This is a genomic window from Paludibacterium paludis, from assembly GCF_018802605.1.
Taxonomy (GTDB): domain Bacteria; phylum Pseudomonadota; class Gammaproteobacteria; order Burkholderiales; family Chromobacteriaceae; genus Paludibacterium; species Paludibacterium paludis.
The window spans coordinates 2158976-2175824 of sequence record NZ_CP069161.1; the positions used below are offsets into that span (position 1 = coordinate 2158976).

Annotated in this window: 18 protein-coding genes; 11 read left to right on the forward strand and 7 right to left on the reverse strand. The window is 62.9% G+C overall.

Features of this window, described 5'->3' with window-relative positions; all coding sequences use genetic code 11:
• Positions 1-53 precede the first annotated feature (53 nt).
• The 5 genes from JNO50_RS09715 (at position 54) to ospF (ending at position 5262) form a co-directional block, all read left to right on the forward strand.
• Entirely contained in the window at positions 54-1154 is a 1101-nt protein-coding gene (locus tag JNO50_RS09715; protein WP_189535307.1) for an ABC transporter ATP-binding protein, read from the forward strand.
• Between the two features lie 42 nt (positions 1155-1196).
• Complete coding sequence (locus JNO50_RS09720) at positions 1197-2231, forward strand: ABC transporter substrate-binding protein (protein ID WP_189535309.1); 1035 nt, start codon at positions 1197-1199, stop codon at positions 2229-2231.
• Positions 2232-2295: 64 nt separating this feature from the next.
• On the forward strand, positions 2296-3561 hold the full coding sequence (locus JNO50_RS09725; RefSeq protein ID WP_189535311.1) for an ABC transporter permease: 1266 nt from the start codon (positions 2296-2298) through the stop codon (positions 3559-3561).
• 11 nt (positions 3562-3572) lie between these two features.
• Positions 3573-4397 carry an ABC transporter permease gene (locus tag JNO50_RS09730; protein ID WP_189535313.1) on the forward strand — a complete coding sequence of 275 codons (825 nt, stop codon included), beginning with the start codon at positions 3573-3575 and terminating at the stop codon, positions 4395-4397.
• 121 nt (positions 4398-4518) lie between these two features.
• Positions 4519-5262 (forward strand): type III secretion system effector phosphothreonine lyase, encoded by a 744-nt coding sequence (ospF, locus tag JNO50_RS09735; RefSeq protein WP_280530230.1) that lies wholly within the window; start codon positions 4519-4521, stop codon positions 5260-5262.
• Positions 5263-5289: 27 nt separating this feature from the next.
• On the opposite strand, the gene JNO50_RS09740 is transcribed toward ospF, so the two are convergent.
• Positions 5290-5631, reverse strand: coding sequence for a TfoX/Sxy family protein (locus JNO50_RS09740; RefSeq protein ID WP_189535314.1), 342 nt, complete (start codon positions 5629-5631; stop codon positions 5290-5292).
• A gap of 164 nt (positions 5632-5795) precedes the next feature.
• Here JNO50_RS09740 and JNO50_RS09745 point away from each other — a divergent pair, with 164 nt between their 5' ends.
• The gene (locus tag JNO50_RS09745) at positions 5796-6560 is read left to right on the forward strand and encodes a cysteine hydrolase family protein (RefSeq protein ID WP_189535316.1); all 765 of its coding nucleotides are present in this window, start codon (positions 5796-5798) and stop codon (positions 6558-6560) included.
• Positions 6561-6562: 2 nt separating this feature from the next.
• On the opposite strand, the gene JNO50_RS09750 is transcribed toward JNO50_RS09745, so the two are convergent.
• The 3 genes from JNO50_RS09750 to JNO50_RS09760 all read right to left on the reverse strand — a co-directional run bounded on the left by JNO50_RS09750 (position 6563) and on the right by JNO50_RS09760 (position 9343).
• Positions 6563-7279 (reverse strand): MgtC/SapB family protein, encoded by a 717-nt coding sequence (locus JNO50_RS09750; RefSeq protein WP_189535318.1) that lies wholly within the window; start codon positions 7277-7279, stop codon positions 6563-6565.
• Positions 7280-7542: 263 nt separating this feature from the next.
• The gene (gene corA / locus JNO50_RS09755; RefSeq protein ID WP_189535320.1) at positions 7543-8514 is read right to left on the reverse strand and encodes a magnesium/cobalt transporter CorA; all 972 of its coding nucleotides are present in this window, start codon (positions 8512-8514) and stop codon (positions 7543-7545) included.
• 46 nt (positions 8515-8560) lie between these two features.
• A complete protein-coding gene (locus JNO50_RS09760) occupies positions 8561-9343 on the reverse strand; it encodes an AraC family transcriptional regulator (protein ID WP_189535322.1) in 783 nt (260 codons plus the stop codon).
• Between the two features lie 99 nt (positions 9344-9442).
• On the opposite strand from JNO50_RS09760, the gene JNO50_RS09765 reads away from it, so the two are divergent.
• Positions 9443-10648 (forward strand): MFS transporter, encoded by a 1206-nt coding sequence (locus JNO50_RS09765; protein ID WP_189535324.1) that lies wholly within the window; start codon positions 9443-9445, stop codon positions 10646-10648.
• Here the strand turns inward: JNO50_RS09765 and JNO50_RS09770 are convergent.
• A complete protein-coding gene (locus JNO50_RS09770) occupies positions 10638-10850 on the reverse strand; it encodes a hypothetical protein (RefSeq protein WP_189535325.1) in 213 nt (70 codons plus the stop codon). The two genes, JNO50_RS09765 and JNO50_RS09770, sit on opposite strands and share 11 nt — an antisense overlap.
• 6 nt (positions 10851-10856) lie before the next feature.
• Between JNO50_RS09770 and JNO50_RS09775 the strand changes: the two genes are divergently transcribed.
• Entirely contained in the window at positions 10857-11246 is a 390-nt protein-coding gene (locus tag JNO50_RS09775; RefSeq protein WP_189535327.1) for a VOC family protein, read from the forward strand.
• A gap of 111 nt (positions 11247-11357) precedes the next feature.
• Here the strand turns inward: JNO50_RS09775 and JNO50_RS09780 are convergent, their stop codons facing one another.
• Complete coding sequence (locus JNO50_RS09780) at positions 11358-12629, reverse strand: dicarboxylate/amino acid:cation symporter (protein ID WP_189535329.1); 1272 nt, start codon at positions 12627-12629, stop codon at positions 11358-11360.
• 190 nt (positions 12630-12819) lie between these two features.
• Here JNO50_RS09780 and JNO50_RS09785 point away from each other — a divergent pair, with 190 nt between their 5' ends.
• The 3 genes from JNO50_RS09785 (at position 12820) to JNO50_RS09795 (ending at position 15311) form a co-directional block, all read left to right on the forward strand.
• Entirely contained in the window at positions 12820-13737 is a 918-nt protein-coding gene (locus tag JNO50_RS09785; protein ID WP_189535331.1) for a LysR family transcriptional regulator, read from the forward strand.
• A 198-nt stretch (positions 13738-13935) separates the two neighbouring features.
• Positions 13936-14334 (forward strand): ACT domain-containing protein, encoded by a 399-nt coding sequence (locus JNO50_RS09790; RefSeq protein ID WP_189535333.1) that lies wholly within the window; start codon positions 13936-13938, stop codon positions 14332-14334.
• Between the two features lie 101 nt (positions 14335-14435).
• Complete coding sequence (locus JNO50_RS09795) at positions 14436-15311, forward strand: HDOD domain-containing protein (protein ID WP_189535335.1); 876 nt, start codon at positions 14436-14438, stop codon at positions 15309-15311.
• On the opposite strand, the gene JNO50_RS09800 is transcribed toward JNO50_RS09795, so the two are convergent.
• On the reverse strand, positions 15308-16849 hold the full coding sequence (locus JNO50_RS09800; protein WP_189535337.1) for a DNA recombination protein RmuC: 1542 nt from the start codon (positions 16847-16849) through the stop codon (positions 15308-15310). The two genes, JNO50_RS09795 and JNO50_RS09800, sit on opposite strands and share 4 nt — an antisense overlap.

The following is a 16849-nucleotide window of genomic DNA, read 5'->3' on the forward strand; positions in this document are numbered from 1 at the left end:
TTTCAATTTAGAGCTTTTACACTCGACCCATACCCAGTCCATCAGGAGTGAGCATGAGCGAGTCCCCCGTCAACGACGTGCTGGTGCGTTTTCGCAACGTTCAGAAAAGCTATGACGGCGAGAGCCTGATCGTGAAGGACCTGAACCTGGACATCCGCAAAGGCGAGTTTCTCACGCTGCTTGGACCGTCCGGATCCGGGAAAACCACCAGCCTGATGATGCTCGCCGGATTCGAAACGCCGACCTCCGGCGAGATTTTACTGGGGGACCGCTCGCTCAACCGCGTGCCGGCCCACCGGCGCAATATCGGCATGGTTTTCCAGAACTACGCGCTGTTTCCCCACATGACGGTCGCGGAGAATCTCGCCTTTCCCCTCAAAGTGCGCAAGCTTGACAAGACCGACATCGCCGAACGGGTCAAGCGCGCGCTGTCCATGGTTCAGCTTGACGCCTTCGCGCACCGCTATCCGGGCCAGATGTCCGGCGGGCAGCAGCAGCGCGTCGCCCTCGCCCGCGCCCTGGTGTTCGAGCCGCAACTGGTGCTGATGGACGAACCGTTGGGGGCGCTGGACAAGCAACTGCGCGAGCACATGCAGATCGAGATCAAGCATCTGCATGAAAAACTTGGCGTGACCGTGGTGTATGTGACGCATGACCAGAGCGAGGCGCTCACCATGTCGGATCGTGTCGCGGTCTTCCATCAGGGAGAAATCCAGCAGATCGACACGCCCCAGGCGCTTTACGAAACGCCGCGCAACGCCTTCGTCGCCAATTTCATCGGCGAGAACAACCGGTTGAGCGGCCGTCTGGAAAAACGCGAAGGGCCGGAATGCGTCGTCCGGCTGGACAACGGCGAATCGGTGCGGGCCATGGCCGTGCACGACGCCGCGCCGGGGCAGCCGGTGTCCCTGTCCGTCCGTCCCGAGCGGATATCGCTCAACGCCACGACTCCGGTCAACCGGTTTTCCGGTCGGGTTCGGGAATTCATTTACCTTGGCGACCATGTGCGCATCCGCCTCGAAGCATGCGGAAACGCGGCGTTCATCGTCAAGCAGCCGATCGCCAGTCTCGACCCCGAGCTGGGCGTGGGCGATGTCGTGACGCTCGGCTGGAACATCGAACACGCAAGAGCCCTCGATCCGGTGGCCGTGTAGTCGACGTGTGCGCAGTGCCCCTAAACCATGAGGAGAATCACGATGGAGAATGCAGTGAAGACCGTATCGGCCGTGTTGCTCGCGGCGGGCTGTTCCACCCTTCACGCCGGCGACCTGACGGTCATTTCCTTTGGCGGCGCCAACAAGGCCGCTCAGGAAAAAGCGTATTACGCGCCATTCACCAAGGCGACCGGCATCAAGGTGATCGGCGGCGAGTACAACGGGGAAATGGCCAAGGTCAAAGCCATGGTGGACACCCGCAGCGTCTCCTGGGATGTGCTGGAGGTTGAATCGCCGGAACTGGCGCGCGGCTGCGACGAAGGCCTGTTCGAAAAACTGGACTATAGCCGGATCGGCAACAAGGCGGACTTCGTGCCCGGCGCGGCGCAAACGTGCGGTATCGGTATCTTCGTCTGGTCCACGGTGCTGGCCTACAACGCCGACAAGATCAAGGTAGCGCCCGCGGGCTGGAAGGACTTCTGGGACGTGAAGAAATATCCCGGCAAGCGCGGTCTGCGCAAGGGCGCCAAATACACCCTGGAAATCGCGCTGATGGCCGACGGTGTGACCGGCGAGGACGTCTATAAAGTGCTGGCCACCCCGGCCGGCGTCGACCGGGCATTTCGCAAACTCGATCAGCTCAAGCCTCACATTCAGTGGTGGGAAGCCGGCGCCCAGCCGCCCCAGTACCTGGTTTCCGGGGATGTGGTGATGAGTTCGGCCTATAACGGCCGTATCGCCACCACCCAGAAAGAAGGCAAGAATCTCAAGATCGTCTGGAACGGGGGCATGTACGATTTCGACTCCTGGGCGATTCCCAAAGGCTCCCCCAACAAGGACGCCGCGCTGAAGTTCATCGCGTTCGCCAGCCGTCCGGAAAACCAGAAAGTCTATTCCGAGCAGATCGCCTACGGCCCGAGCAGCAAGAAAGCCACGGCGCTGCTGGACCGCAAAGTGGCCGCCGAACTGCCGACCTCTCCCCAGAATATCAAGAACAGCCTCGCCGTCAGCGTGGCTTTCTGGGCCGATTTCGGCGAATCGCTGGAACAGCGCTTCAACGCCTGGGCCAGCAAGTAACCCCCGCCCGGCTTCCGGTCCTTGCCGGCCGGAAGCCGCCTGACAGGAACCAGGAGACGCTCGCATGACCTCTTCCGCTTCTCCCGCCGGCTTGCCTGAACGGCTGACCCAGCACGGTGAGCCGATCAAGCGCAAACTGGCGCGTGCCGAACGCATGAACCGCATCAAATCCCAGTTGCTGATCCTGCCCTTGGTGGTGTTCATTCTGCTTGTGTTCGTCACCCCCATCGCGGCGCTGCTCGTACGCAGCGTGGTGAATCCGGAGGTGGCCGGCGCCCTGCCGCGGACCGTAGCCGCTCTCAAGGAGTGGAATGGGCGCGCATTGCCTCCGGAGGCGGCCTACGCTGCGCTGGAAACCGATCTTTCCGCGGCGCGCGAGGCGCAAAAGCTCGGAGATCTGGGCAAGCGACTCAATATGGAACTGGCCGGCTACCGAAGCTTGCTGAACAAGACGGCGCGGCAATTGCCGCAGTCCGGTCACGCGCCATCGCGCAAGGAAGCCCTGATCGCGCTTGACGAGCGCTGGGGAGACCCCGCCTACTGGCTGGCCATCCGGCGCAATGTCCACGAATACACCCCGTATTACCTGCTCGCCGCCCTGGATCACCGCATCGACGATCTTGGCGAACTGGCGAAGGCCTCCCCCGATCAGGCCATTTACCTCGATATCTTCGCCAGGACATTCTGGATGAGTCTGGTGGTCACGCTGCTGTGCTTGTCGCTCGCCTACCCGCTCGCCTATCTGCTGGCCATCCTGCCGGTGCGCCGCAGCAACCTCTTGATGATACTGGTGCTGTTGCCGTTCTGGACGTCGCTCCTGGTTCGCATCGCCGCCTGGATCGTCCTCTTGCAGTCCGGCGGACTGATCAACAGCGCGCTGCTCGGGATCGGGGTGATCGACCATCCGCTGCAACTGGTCTTCAACCGGCTCGGAGTCTACATCTCGATGGTGCACATCATGCTGCCGTTCATGATTCTGCCGATCTACAGCGTAATGAAGGGCATTTCACCCTCGTACATGAAAGCCGCCATCTCGCTGGGCAGCCATCCGTTCGCCAGTTTCTGGCGCGTGTATTTTCCGCAAACGGTGGCCGGCGTCGGAGCCGGGTGCCTGCTGGTCTATATCCTGTCGATCGGGTATTACATCACGCCCGCGCTGCTGGGCAGTCCGAACGACCAGATGGTCAGTTACCTTGTCGCGTTTTACACCAATTCGTCGATCAACTGGGGCATGGCGACGGCGCTGGGCGGGCTGCTGCTGGCCGCGACGTTGCTGCTGTACCTGATCTACAACTGGCTGGTGGGCGCGGGTCGCCTGCGGCTTGGCTGAAAGGAGCGGACATGCTGACCCCCACCATGACATTGCCCGAGCGGATCTGGTATTTCGCATTGCGTTTGCTGTGCGGGCTGACCTTGCTGTTTCTGATCCTGCCGGTGCTGGTCATCATTCCCCTGTCGTTCAACGAGGGATCGTTTCTGGTGTATCCGCTGACCGGCGTGTCACTGCGCTGGTATGCCGATCTGTTCAGCTCTCCCGAATGGATCCGCTCACTGAAAAACAGCATCCTGATCGCGCCGGCCGCGACCGGTGTCGCGATGGTGCTCGGAACACTCGCCGCGGTCGGTCTGGCGCGCGGAGAGTTTCGCGGCAAGTCGCTGATTCTCTTCGTGCTGATCTCCCCCATGGTTGTGCCCGTGGTGATCGTCGGGGTGGCCAGTTATCTGTTTTTCGCGCCACTGGGGCTGGACAACAGCTACACGACACTGATTCTGGAGCATGCCGCGCTGGGTGTGCCGTTCGTGATCATCACGGTCAGCGCCACCTTGCAAGGCTACAATCACAATCTGACACGCGCCGCCGCCAGTCTCGGCGCGCCGCCGTTGACGAGGTTTTTCAGGGTGACCCTGCCATTGATCGCGCCGGGCGTGATATCGGGCGCGCTGTTCGCTTTCGCCACGTCGTTCGACGAGGTGGTGGTCACGCTATTTCTCGCCGGACCCGAGCAAGCCACCCTGCCCCGTCAGATGTTCAGTGGCATCCGGGAAAACCTCAGCCCCACCATCGCCGCGGCGGCCACCTTGCTGATCGGGTTTTCCGTGGTGCTGCTGCTGACGCTCGAGTGGCTGCGCGGCCGAGCGGAACGTTTGCGCGGCAACGGCGCGTGACACCGGCCACCGGCCGCCGGGATGAGGGCTATGCCTTCTGCAGTGGGAAACAACCGGGACGCCCTCGCGCGTTTTCTGGAATTCCACCCGCCGGCGAAGCCGGATAATGGCGGGATCGCGCATGTTTGCGTTTTCCTGGATTATTGTCATGCCTATCAGACGGCCCGCTGATTTGCCACCCCTCACTCTGCCCCCGCTTGCCACGCAAACGGGCAACCTCGCTTCTCGTGATCATTTGCGCGAGTATTCCGTTGATCTGGCTCAACAGATGAGGGATTTGCCGAAACCGGAATTCCATCCGGCCACCGACCCATTGGACTACGCCGCCCTGCAGCAAGTCGGGTTTGCATTGATGAGTCACGGGTTTCTGGTTCATCACGACCCACTGGATGTTTTCATTCACGCCAGGCGGGAGCTCGGTCACGGTCAGGGGAAGTTCAATGGCGATAAATTTCACCTCAGCGTGCAACAGGCGGAGGTCCCCGCCGCTTTCGGCGCCATCGCCGGTTTGCTGTTCTCGGAACACTGCCCGTTCGACAAATGGAAAGTGACCGACATGGCGCGAGCCGACCCGGCCTCTCGTGTCAGTGTCGGCGCGCAATGGACGCTGTATGCGAAACCGGAAGCAGCGGATTCGGGCTATCGCGCGCAAGAACTCTTCGCCATCCGGTGTTTTGTCGAAGCTCTGGAAGCGCAACTGGCCGCGCATGGCATCGCGCCCGGCGTTCACCCGCAGTCGGATGTCCGGCCAGCGCACTGGCACTACCTGAGCTATCGGAATGAACTGCGCAGTGACCGGTATGGCGGCGCGGCGCAAAACGAAGCCCTGCGCGATGAGCCGTTTTATTCACTCATGACCCGGTGACCGTCCCGCCTTGCCGGGCGGCGACCGTCACTTGACGTTTTTGGGCGCTCGTGGTTTTTTCGGTTTGGGTTCCGGCAGTGCCCGCGCCGTGTCCCTGACGAGGCGGGTCAGCAGATCCGTTTCGTCGAGCTGCTCGCCGATCAGGAAGTGAGGTTTCGCGCCGGGGTACGGCGGCGCCTCCACCGGGACCCCGAGGAGGAGTCGCCCCGCCCCGGTGGGTTTCAGAAAAAACTGGTTGTCGCAGACCAGTCCGATCACCTTTCCGTTCAGGTAAACCGCAAACTCGCCGAACATCTTGCGAAAGGTGATGGTGCCGGCCGCGGCCATCTGGCCGCAAACAAAATCGACAAAATCGGGATCCGAGGCCATGTGGCGTTTCCGGTTGGCAAGGAATCCTTATCATAACGGATTCGCCCCCACCCGGGCGGGCCTTCCGTCTGGCACAGGGAGCGCCATGCCGCTAAAATCGTTCGGCGGTCCGGCGTGGCGGCCGCGTCTGTCTTCCCTCCTTGCCGCGGTGGAGTGGTTTTTACATGGAATTGCTGATTGTCGACCCGCAAAACGACTTTTGCGACCTTCCCGCTTCGGCGCTGCCCGTCGCCGGCGCGACCGCCGATCTTGACCGGCTGGCCGGGCTGATCCGGCGACATGCCGAGCGTTTTGACGGGATCACCCTGACGCTGGACAGCCATCACGCCTACGATATCGCGCATCCGGCCTATTGGCGCAACGCTCTGGGCGAACAGCCGCTGCACACGCCGATCAGCCGGGAGGATGTCGAACGCGGCGTCTGGATGACCGCCGACCCGGCGCGCCGCGAAACGGCCCTCGCGTATCTGGCGCGGGCTTCGCTGTATGTCTGGCCGCCGCATTGCCTGGTCGGAACCTGGGGGCATGGTATCTACGAACCGCTTGCCGCCGCGTTGCGGGAGTGGGAGTGCCGGCGCCTGCGCGCGACCGACGTGCTGTTCAAGGGGTTGAATCCCGATACCGAGCATTTTTCCGCTTTCGAGGCGGATGTTCCGCTGGACGCCGATCCCGCGACCCGTTTCGACCGACGGCGCGTCGCCCGGCTCGCCGAAGCCGAATGCGTGGTGGTGGCCGGCGAGGCCCTGTCCCACTGCGTGGCAAGTTCGGTGCGCAGCCTGGTTCGCCACCTCGGTCCGTCGTTCGCCGGGCGTCTTGTCATCCTGACCGACTGCGCGAGTCCGGTGCCCGGATTCGAGGACCTTGCCCGGGGTTTTCTCGAGGAAATGACGCGCCTGGGGGCACGGCTCGCGAGCAGCGACTCGCTGTAACCCTATTCCGTGGCGCCAGGATTCCAGTAAGCCTGCCGGACGTGATCCTTGCCGACCATGATTTCGGCGATGCGGTCAAGCTCCCGCGAGTCGGCGGAGGACGACATCAGGGTCGCCGTGATTTCCACACCGTCGTCGCCGAAGGGTTCGACATCCAGATCCGCCAACGGGTAATTGGCTTCGTCCAGCAGGGCATCCAGTTCGGCCAGCACCTCTTTCTGATGCGTGTCGTCGACGATCAGTGTCAACTGGTAGGTGATTTCCGAACTTCTGGCATTGATCGGACGCCGGTTGATCGAATTGACCATCGGACGCAGCAAGGTGTTCGCCGCCAGGACGAACAACGCGGCGAGCAAGGCCTCGGCGAACAGGTCGGCGCCCGCGCAGGCGCCGACGGCGGCGGACCCCCACAGCGTCGCCGCCGTATTGAGTCCGCGCACGTTCTGCCCCTCTTTCATGATGGTCCCGGCGCCGAGAAACCCCACCCCGGACACGACGTAAGCCGTGACGTGAACGGCGCCCGCCGCGCCGTTCAGGTGGTGGGCCAGATCGACGAACACGGCGGCGCCAACGGCGACCAGCGCATTGGTGCGCAGTCCGGCCGTTCGTTGACGGTATTGGCGCTCGTAACCGATGGTTGTGCCGAGCAGAAAAGCGATGGCGAGCCGGACCAGCGAGTCCAGGAAGCCGGCGAAATCGAAATTGAACAAAGCGTGCATGACAAAAACAGTCCTTCCGCCCGTTCGCCGGGAACGGGGGCAACGGAGATGAAACCGGACGCGGCCCGGGCGGAGAGTGTCCGTCCGCGCTGTCCGCCTAAGCGGCAAAGGACAGCGGGCGTCAGCGCGCGGAAGGTGTCCTGGCCGCTAGAGACCGGCGCGGGGCCGGTATCCAGGGGTAACGTCCACTGAGGGATCTCGCGAAAATGATGCCGGCACTATACCCGCCGGCCAAACGACTGTCCACGGTGCGCGGCCGCGTGTCACAACCAGCCCGAACGCCTGAAGCGGCGCCAGAGGATCAGGTCGGCCACCAGCATGACCAGGAGCGCGACCGGGTAGCCGTAACGCATGTGAAGCTCCGGCATTTGCGCGAAATTCATCCCGTAAATACCGGCGATCATGGTCGGCACCGCGAACAGCGCACCCCATGACGCCAGTTTTTTGGTGATCACCGACTCGTCGAGCGCGACCAGGGTCAGGTTGACCTGTGTGGCGGTCAGGAGCATGTCGCGGATGCGTTCCAGACTGCGGACGATGCGCTCCAGGTGGTCGTTCACATCCCGGAAATAGTCCTGCATGCCGGCGCACACGCCCGGTGTCCAGCCCCCACACAGTTTTTTGACGGACTCCTGAAGCGGGTGCACCACATGCAGCACTTTGGTCAGATCGCGCTTGAGGGCGTAGAGATCTTCGATGTTCGAGCGGGTGGTGGCCCGCGCCGTGAAAAGACGATTTTCCAGATACTCCATTTCGTCGTCGAAACGATCGATGAGCGGCAGATACCGGTCCACCACGGCGTCGATCAGCGCATACAGGACGAACCCGGCGCCGTGACGCAGCATCAGAGGATCCGACTCGCAGCGTTTTCTGACATCCTGAAATCCGGCTTCGCTGCGGTTGCGGATGGATAAAACAAAATTGCGTCCGGCGAACACGCATACTTCGCCACTGCGCAGCAATCCGTCTTCGTCCGACTCCAGCGTGTGCATCACGCAGAACAGCATGCCGTCGTACTCATCTATTTTCGGACGCTGATGTCCGTGCCGGGCATCTTCGATCGCCAGCGGGTGCAGATCGAACTCATGCCCCATTTCGTCGATTTCCCCTTCCGTGGGATTTTTCAGGGCGACCCAGACGAAGCAGTCTTCCTGGCTGACATAATCACTGATGGCCGCCTTGTCGATATCGGCGATCTTGCGGCCATCGCGGTAGGCCGCACAATTGACGAGCATGCTGTGTTCTCCTTGTCGGTGTCGCCGGCGGAAAGTGTTCAGGCCGTCACCCGCCGGCTTCCACCGCGAAAAACTCGCTGGGCGGCACGCCCAGCTCCCGCTTGAACATGGTGGCGAAAGCACTGGGGCTGGCATAGCCCATGTCCAGGGAAACCTGCAGGACGCTGGCTCCCGCGGCGAGTCGCTCAAGCGCGCCGATCAGACGTGCCTGACGCCGCCACCGGCCGAGCGACAGACCGGTTTCTTTATGAAAACGCCGTTGCAGGGTGCGCGGATCCATGGCGAAACGGCGGGCCCAGGACTCGACCGAATCGCCGGCGTCCGGGTGTGCTTGCAAGGCATCGCACAATTCGCGCAATGCGGGGGTGTCGGGCTTGGGCAGCGCGAGCGCCAGGGACGGCAGGCTGCGGATCTCGTCGAGCAGCAGGCGCATGACGCGCCCGTCGCGCGAGTCGTCCCCGTAAGGTATGGCAACGGTCATGGCGGCGAGGATCAGCTCCCTGAGCAGCGGTGTGATGGCCAGTACCCGGCACTCGTCCGGAAGCCCATCCAGCGCATCGTGGCGCACGTAGACCGTGCGCATACGGACATGGGTGATCATGCGTACCTCGTGCCAGGTGTCGATAGGCAGCCAGATGCCGCGCGTGGACGGCACGATCCATTGTCCACGCGCCGTAACGACCACCATGACGCCCTCGACCGCGTAAATCAGTTGCGCCGTGGGATGGGCGTGGCGCGGCGTCAAGGTGCCCGGCGAATAGTCCCGCGCCTTGGCGACGACCTGAGCCGCGCCGGTGCCGTATTGATGGATATGGGAGAAGTCCGTCACGCTTGTCCGTTTCGCGAAGATGATTGTCTTATAGTAGCAGGACAGGCGGCGCCTTTGCAGGCTAGCATGTGCATCCCACCTCTTTGAAGACCGCGAGCCATGACTGTCGCATCACAAGCCCCTACGGCGGCCACCACCCGCTTTCGCGTGCTGGGCGCCATCAGCTTCACGCATTTTCTCAACGACATGCTGCAATCCCTCATTCTGGCGATTTACCCCCTATTGAAGGGTAATTACCACCTGAGTTTCGCCGAAATCGGACTCTTGACGCTGACGTACCAGTGCACGGCGTCGCTCTTGCAGCCGCTGGTCGGCGTCTACACCGACAAGCGCCCCATGCCGTACTCGCTGGTCGCCGGCATGGGCGCTACCCTGTGCGGGCTTGTGTTGCTCTCCCGCGCCCACTCGTATCCCGTGCTGCTCTTGGCCGCCGCGCTGGTCGGAACCGGTTCGTCGGTCTTCCACCCGGAATCGTCGCGCGTGGCGCGCATGGCCTCGGGTGGCCGGCATGGCCTCGCCCAATCCATTTTCCAGGTGGGCGGCAATGCCGGCAGCGCCACCGGTCCTCTGCTCGCGGCCCTGATCGTGTTTCCCTTCGGGCAGTCGAGCCTGGCCTGGTTTTCCTGGGCGGCGCTGCTTGGCATGATCGTGCTCTGGCGGGTCGGCGCCTGGTACAGCCATCAGCACTGCGCGGCCAAATCGGTCAGGCCGGTGGCGGCGTCTTCCCTTCCCGCCGGGCGGGTCGCCTTCGCACTGTTCATCCTCGTGCTGCTGGTTGTCTCCAAATACCTTTACCTGACCAGCATCACCAGCTATTTCACTTTCTATCTGATGCAGCATTTCGGACTCGGCATCCAGGCGGCCCAACTGCACCTGTTCGTGTTCCTGTTCGCCGTGGCGGCCGGCACGGTGCTGGGCGGGCCGATCGGCGATGCCATCGGACGCAAGCGCGTCATCTGGTTTTCCATTCTGGGGGTCGCGCCGTTCACGCTGGCATTGCCCTATGCCGACCTGACCTGGACGAGCGTGCTGTCCTTCGTGATCGGATTCGTGTTGGCTTCGGCGTTTTCCGCGATCCTGGTCTATGCGCAGGAACTGGTGCCCGGCAAGGTCGGCATGGTGTCCGGGCTGTTCTTCGGACTGGCCTTCGGGGTGGGTGGCCTGGGCGCGGCGCTGCTTGGCATGGTGGCCGACAGCCATGGCATCGAAACCGTCTACCGGGTGTGCGCCTTCCTGCCCTTGCTCGGCATCGTCACCGCCCTTTTGCCGGATTTGCATCGGAAGCCCGCTCAGGTCAAGGGTTGACGCGTGGCAAGATCGCGACGCCACCGCGGCGGCGCAGCATCGCCTCACGCTGAAGGCGCGCAAAAGAGATAAACTGGCCCTCAACGGGAAACTTCGGCGGCCATCGATCCCGATCGGCATCGATGGCCGCTTTTTTGATTCGCCCCAGACAGGGCGGGCGGCTCGCGCCTTGCGCCGCCCCTGCGATCAACACCACGCTCATCGAGACATGAACCAACACATCGCCAACATCGCCTTGCTCGTCGACGACTACGACAAAGCGATCGAATGGTTTACCGAAACACTGGGTTTTTCGTTACTGGAAGACTCGGACCTCGGAAGAGGGAAACGCTGGGTGAGGGTCGCGCCACCCGGTCGCGACGGAACCTCCTTGCTCCTGGCCAAGGCGGCTTCGCCGCTGCAGGACGGCGCGATTGGCAATCAGTCGGGCGGACGGGTTTTCCTGTTCCTGCATACCGATGATTTTCAGCGCGATCATGCGGCTTTTCAAAAGCGGGGCGTGAAATTTCTTGAAGCTCCGCGGGAAGAGGCGTATGGAACCGTCGCCGTGTTCGTTGACCTGTATGGCAACAAGTGGGACCTGCTGCAACTCGCATGAAAGCCTCGGGCAAGACGGGCGAAGCCGGGCGAATCGCCGTGCCGGCGCGATGCGCCACAAAAAAACCCGTGCCAGACTTCGGCACGGGTAAACGGGCAATACCCGGTCGCTTCAGGCCGTTTCTGTGGCGCTGACAGGATCGGCTGCCGGCACGGCTTCGGTGGCGTTCTCCAGACGGGAGACCACGGCCGTGGCAAGACTGTTGCCGACGACGTTGGTCGCGGTGCGCCCCATATCGAAGAATTGATCGATGCCCATGATCAGAAGAAGTCCCGCCTCTGGCAGGTGGAAGAGCGGCAGGGTCGCGGCCACCACGACCAGCGAGGCGCGCGCCACGCCGGCCATGCCCTTGCTCGTGACCATGAGAACCAGCAGCAACGTCAGTTGCTGGGCGAAACTCATTTCAATGTGATAGGCCTGCGCGATGAACATCACGGCGAAGGCCTGGTACATCATCGAACCGTCGAGGTTGAACGAGTAACCCAGGGGCATCACGAAACTGGAAATGCGCTGCGGCACGCCGAAACGGGTCAGCGCCTCGATGGTCTTGGGGTAGGCGGATTCACTGCTGGCCGTGGCGAACGACAGCAGCAGCGGCTCGCGCATCAGACCGGAAAGACGGCCGAGCGATTTGCCGAGGAACAGGTAGGCCACGCCGAACTGAATCGCCCAGAGCAGAATCAGGCCAAGATAGAACTCCCCGATCAGCAGGCCGTACGTGGACAGGATGCCCAGACCCTCCACGGTGATCGTCGACGCCAGCGCCGCGAACACGCCGACCGGCGCGAAGGCCATGACGTAATCGGTGATGCGGAACATGATGTGCGTCAGATCGTCGATCATCTTGGCGATGGTGTCATGCCCCTTGCCCTTCACAAAGGACAGCGCGCAGCCGAAGAACAGCGAGAACACCAGGATCTGCAGGATCTCGTTGTTGGCCATCGCCTCGGTGATGCTCTTGGGGAACAGGTGCGCGATGAAGCCCTTGAGATTGATGTCCCCGCCTTTCAGTCCGCTGCTGGAGGTGATGTCCGCCAGGGGAATGCTCATATGCATGCCCGGCTCGAAGAAGTTGACCAGGGCAATGCCCAGCAGCAGCGAGATGAGGGAAGCGCAGAGGAACCACAGCATGGCCTTGACGCCGATGCGTCCGATCGCGCCCGAGCCGGTCATGCCCGACAGGCCGGAGACCAGGGTGGCGAACACCAGGGGAGCGATGATCATTTTGATCATGCGCAGGAAAATGTCCGTGCCCAGGCTGAAGTAGGACGCCACTTCCTTGGCGGCGGCGGCATCCGGCACCATCGAATGGCAGGCACTGCCGACAGCGATGCCCAGCACCATGGCGATCCCGATTCGGGCCGTCAATTTACGAGTACTCATGTTCTCTCTCTATCTATCCTGATATGTGTCATTCCGATCCTGTCTGGCGGACAGGTCACAGAATTTGATTCTAGTCATGCCGACCGCAGATATGATGCGTATGGAGCATAGTTCCATGAAAATTTGGAATATACTCATATTCTGATTTAGTAACGGACAAGGAAGGACCGGCTCTGCCCGGTCTGCGGTTATGCAGCTCAAATGGATCAAGGATCTGCTGGCGCTTGCGCAGACACGCAGTTTTTCGCGTGCCGCCGAGGCGCGCCACATCACCCAGTCCGCCCTGTCCCGGCGCATTCAGGCGCTGGAAGCCTGGGCCGGTGTCGCGCTGGTCGATCGAAGCAACCACCCCTTGTCGATCACGGAGGCGGGCATGGTGCTGTGCGAGCAAGGGCAGACGGCATTGACCATGTTGCTGGACATCCGCTCGGCCATGCAGCAATTGCATGGCGGTGGCGGCTCGACGATTCGTGTCGTGGCCGGGCATTCGCTGTCGCTGACCTGCGCCCCTCGCCTGCTCTCGCGTTTTTGCCAGGATCACCCCGCATTCAAGACGCGGGTGGTGGCCGCCAACGTCAATGATTCGGTGGCCATGCTTTACGATGGGCAGGCCGACCTGATGGTCGGCTATTACCACCCTCAGGTTCCCACCTTGCTGGATCCTGACAACTTTCACAGCTTGCGGCTGTACAGCGAGTCGTTGATTCCCCTGTGCGCGCCGGCTCCGGATGGCGCCGCTCTGCATCCGATCGTTCGCGGCAGCCGCGAGCCGGTGCCGTATCTGGCCTATTCCCCGGGGACATTCTTCGGCCGGGTGGCGAGTGTGATTTTGCGGCAGCAGAACCGGCAGGTGAATCTGGAAAACCGCTACGAAGGCGAAATGGCCATGCTGCTGATGTCGATGGCCGCGGATCGCCATGGCGTCGCGTGGCTCCCCGAGAGTCTGGCGTCCCGCCACTTGGCCGAAGGCCGTCTGGTGCGGGCGGCCGACGGATGGGACGCACCAATGGAAGTGCGGGCGTACTGCGCCGCCGGCAACGGCAGTCCCGCGCTGCAGGCGCTCTGGCAATGGCTGGAAGGACGCAGCGGCGCGACGGGGGCATGGTGACGCCGCTCGGGAACGCGTAGGATTTTACCGAATGTCATGTAGAAAACCGGCTAAAATCAGTTTTTCATGAGACCGGATTGAACCATCGGACCGGAACGGACTCAAAAGGAACAAACCCGATGGATCCCGGATGCGGTTCTCCGGGAACGCGCCGAGCCCTGCGGTTCGGCAAATCCGCTTCATGAAAGAAACGCCGATATGACCGTGACAGCCAACATTTATCTTGATCCCCGCCGCTACGCCATCTGCCTGGTCGACGAGTCAAGCTACTACGATTTGCCGCTGGTTCCGTTGTGCGTGCTAGGGCAAAAAGGGCCTCTGCTTTCCGTGGTCGCGGAAAAGCGCGAAGCCGAAGCCTCGGGACTGACCCATCGCGCCGACTGGGCGTGCATCAAGGTTGAGACGCGAGCGGGCGGTTCACGCATGTCGTCGCTGACCGCCTGCCTCAACGCGGCGAAATTGCCGTGCCGGATGATCGCCGGCTACGGACATGAACGCTGCCTCGTGCTGTGGCAGCACCGCTATGAGGCCCTGGCGATCCTGCGCGCCTTCTTCGGCCGGAAGCCCACGCGGCGCCCCTACGCGTCGGCGGCCTGACCCAAAGGACAGTCCGCACGGCTGTCCCGCCGTCTTGCGGGCGGCTATTCTGGCCTATCGGGAGCCGTGTCCACCGACCGGTCCGTACACGGAGAGCGCCGGTGACATCCACCTCCCCCTTCCTGCCCGAACCGACGCCCGTGGCGTTGCTCAAAGACCTGGACATTCCTCCCCGGCCGGCAATACTTGAACGGCTTTTCTCTCTGCGGAACAGCCGCGCGTTGAGCCTGCAGGCGATCAGCCAGCTTATCGACGCGAGTCCGGCGCTGTCCGGCGCCGTGCTCAAGGCGGCCAACGCGCCGATATTCGGCGCGCGCTGCTACCTGACCTCTTTGCCGCAGGCGATCAGCCTGCTCGGCATGGAGAATGTTCTCAACCTCGCCAGCGGACTGGCATTGCGCATGGTTCTGGGGACGAAGTCCACGCCCGGCGTGGAGCCATTCTGGGAGCAGGTGATGCAGGAGGCGCGGATCGCCAACCTTCTGTGCGGGAGGCTTGATGCCGTTCCTGACGATTGTCAGAGTTTCGCGCTCTTCCGGCGCTGCGGCGTAGTGCTGATGCTGATGCGGGTTCCGGGCTTCCATCTCACCTGGGCCATCAGCCGCGAGCTTCCCGACAGCCGGATTACCCGGTTCGAGACGGATCGGCACGGCATCAGCCATGATGTGGTGGCGTATCTGGTCGCGCAAACCTGGGCCATGCCCGAACCGTTCTGCCGCGCGATTCTCCTGCAGCACTACCCGGCATTGCTGGCGCCCGGCAACGACGATCTGGATCCGGAGTCGAAAACCATGATCGCGGTCTGCCGTGCCGCCCAGCACATCGCCCAAACGGCGGCGGATGCCGCCCCGGACCCCGGGTGGCGCGAGAGGGAGGCGAGCCTCCTGCCCTTTCTGGGGTTGACACAGGCGACCTTCGCCAACTGGAAAGAGGACCTCCACCGCAAGCTCGCCGCCCCTGCCGCCGCCCGGCCCTAGTCCGCCGCGTCCTCTTCGCCGGTCGGGTCGGCAAGATGCGCCGGCAGGCGTTTCGCCGCCTTGATGCCGAGGCCGCGCAGCCGTTCGGCCCGCCCGACGAGGTTGCCCGCGCCGCTGGACAGTTTCTTCATGGCGTCCTGGTACATGTCGCGCGACTGGTCCAGCTGCCGGCCCAGCTTTCCCAGTGACTCCACGAAGCCGACGAACTTGTCGTACATCGCCCCGCTCTGGCGCGCGATCTCGACCGCGTTCTGGTTCTGGTATTCGTAGCGCCAGATGCTGGCGACGGTGCGCAGGGTCGCCAGCAGAGTGCTGGGGCCGACGACCATGATGCGCCGCTCGAAGGCTTCCGTGAACAGCGACATGTCGTGTTGCACGGCCAGAAGGTAGGCAGGCTCGACCGGAATGAACATGAACACGAAGTCCACCGTGTTCAGGCGGTACAAATCCTGGTAACGCTTTTCCGACAGGCTGCGGATGTGGTTGCGGATCGCGCCGATATGCGACTTCAGCTCGGTCTGCCGTTCCGCTTCGTCGGCCGACGCGGTATAGCGCACATAAGCGTTGAGCGACACCTTCGAGTCGACGACCAGATGCTTGTTGTCGGGAAGATCGATCACCACGTCGGGCTGGAAGCGGCGCACCTCCCCGCCCTCGCCGACGGTCACGTCGGATACCTGGACCCGGTACTCCCGGTCGCGCGTCAGCCCCGAGGTTTCAAGCACCTTCTCCAGCACCATTTCGCCCCAGTTGCCCTGTGTCTTGTTGCTGGCGCCGGTCAGGGCCCGGGTCAGCGCCACCGCGTCCTCGTTGAGACGGGTATTGAGTTCCTGCAGTCGCCGCAGTTCCTGTTCCAGCGTCAGGCGTTCGCGCGAATCCTTTTCGCGGGTGTCCTGCACCAGTTTGCCGAATTCCTGAATGCGCTGATTGAGGGGGTTGAGCAATTGCCCGAGGTTTTCCCGGTTCTGCTCGGTGAAACGTTTGGATTTCTCTTCGAGAATGTCGTTGGCCAGCGCCTTGAACTGATTGGACAGGGTTTCACGCGCCTCGGCCAGGAGACGAAGATTTTCTTCATTCCGTTCGATGTGCGAGGCCAATTGCGTTGCCAGTTCCTGTTCGCGCGCGGTCAGGCGCGTGATGTCCACCTGGCGGGCGTCGCGCTCCTCGCGCAAGCGGGCCACTTCACCGCGCAGTTCCGCCAGCTGGCGGGCCTGTTCGCTCTTGCCCGCCACATCGGCGCTAAGGCGGCGGATTTCCTCGTTCTGCACCGCCAGGCGGCGTTCGATATCCGGGAGCCGCTCGGCGCGCTCTCGGGTGGCGGACAACTGATCGCGGGCATCGGCGAGCGCCCGTTCGAGCCGCTCGGCCCGGTCGCGCCACTCGTCGAGCCGGCCGCGCGCGGCATCGAGCTCCGCCTGGGCCAGCCGGGCCTCGCCGACGCCTCGTTCATAGCCCGCGGCCTCCCTGCTCCTCGTGGCGAACCAGACCCCCGCCCCCCCGATCGCCAGTCCAGCCACCAGCAGAATCAGCGTTTCCAT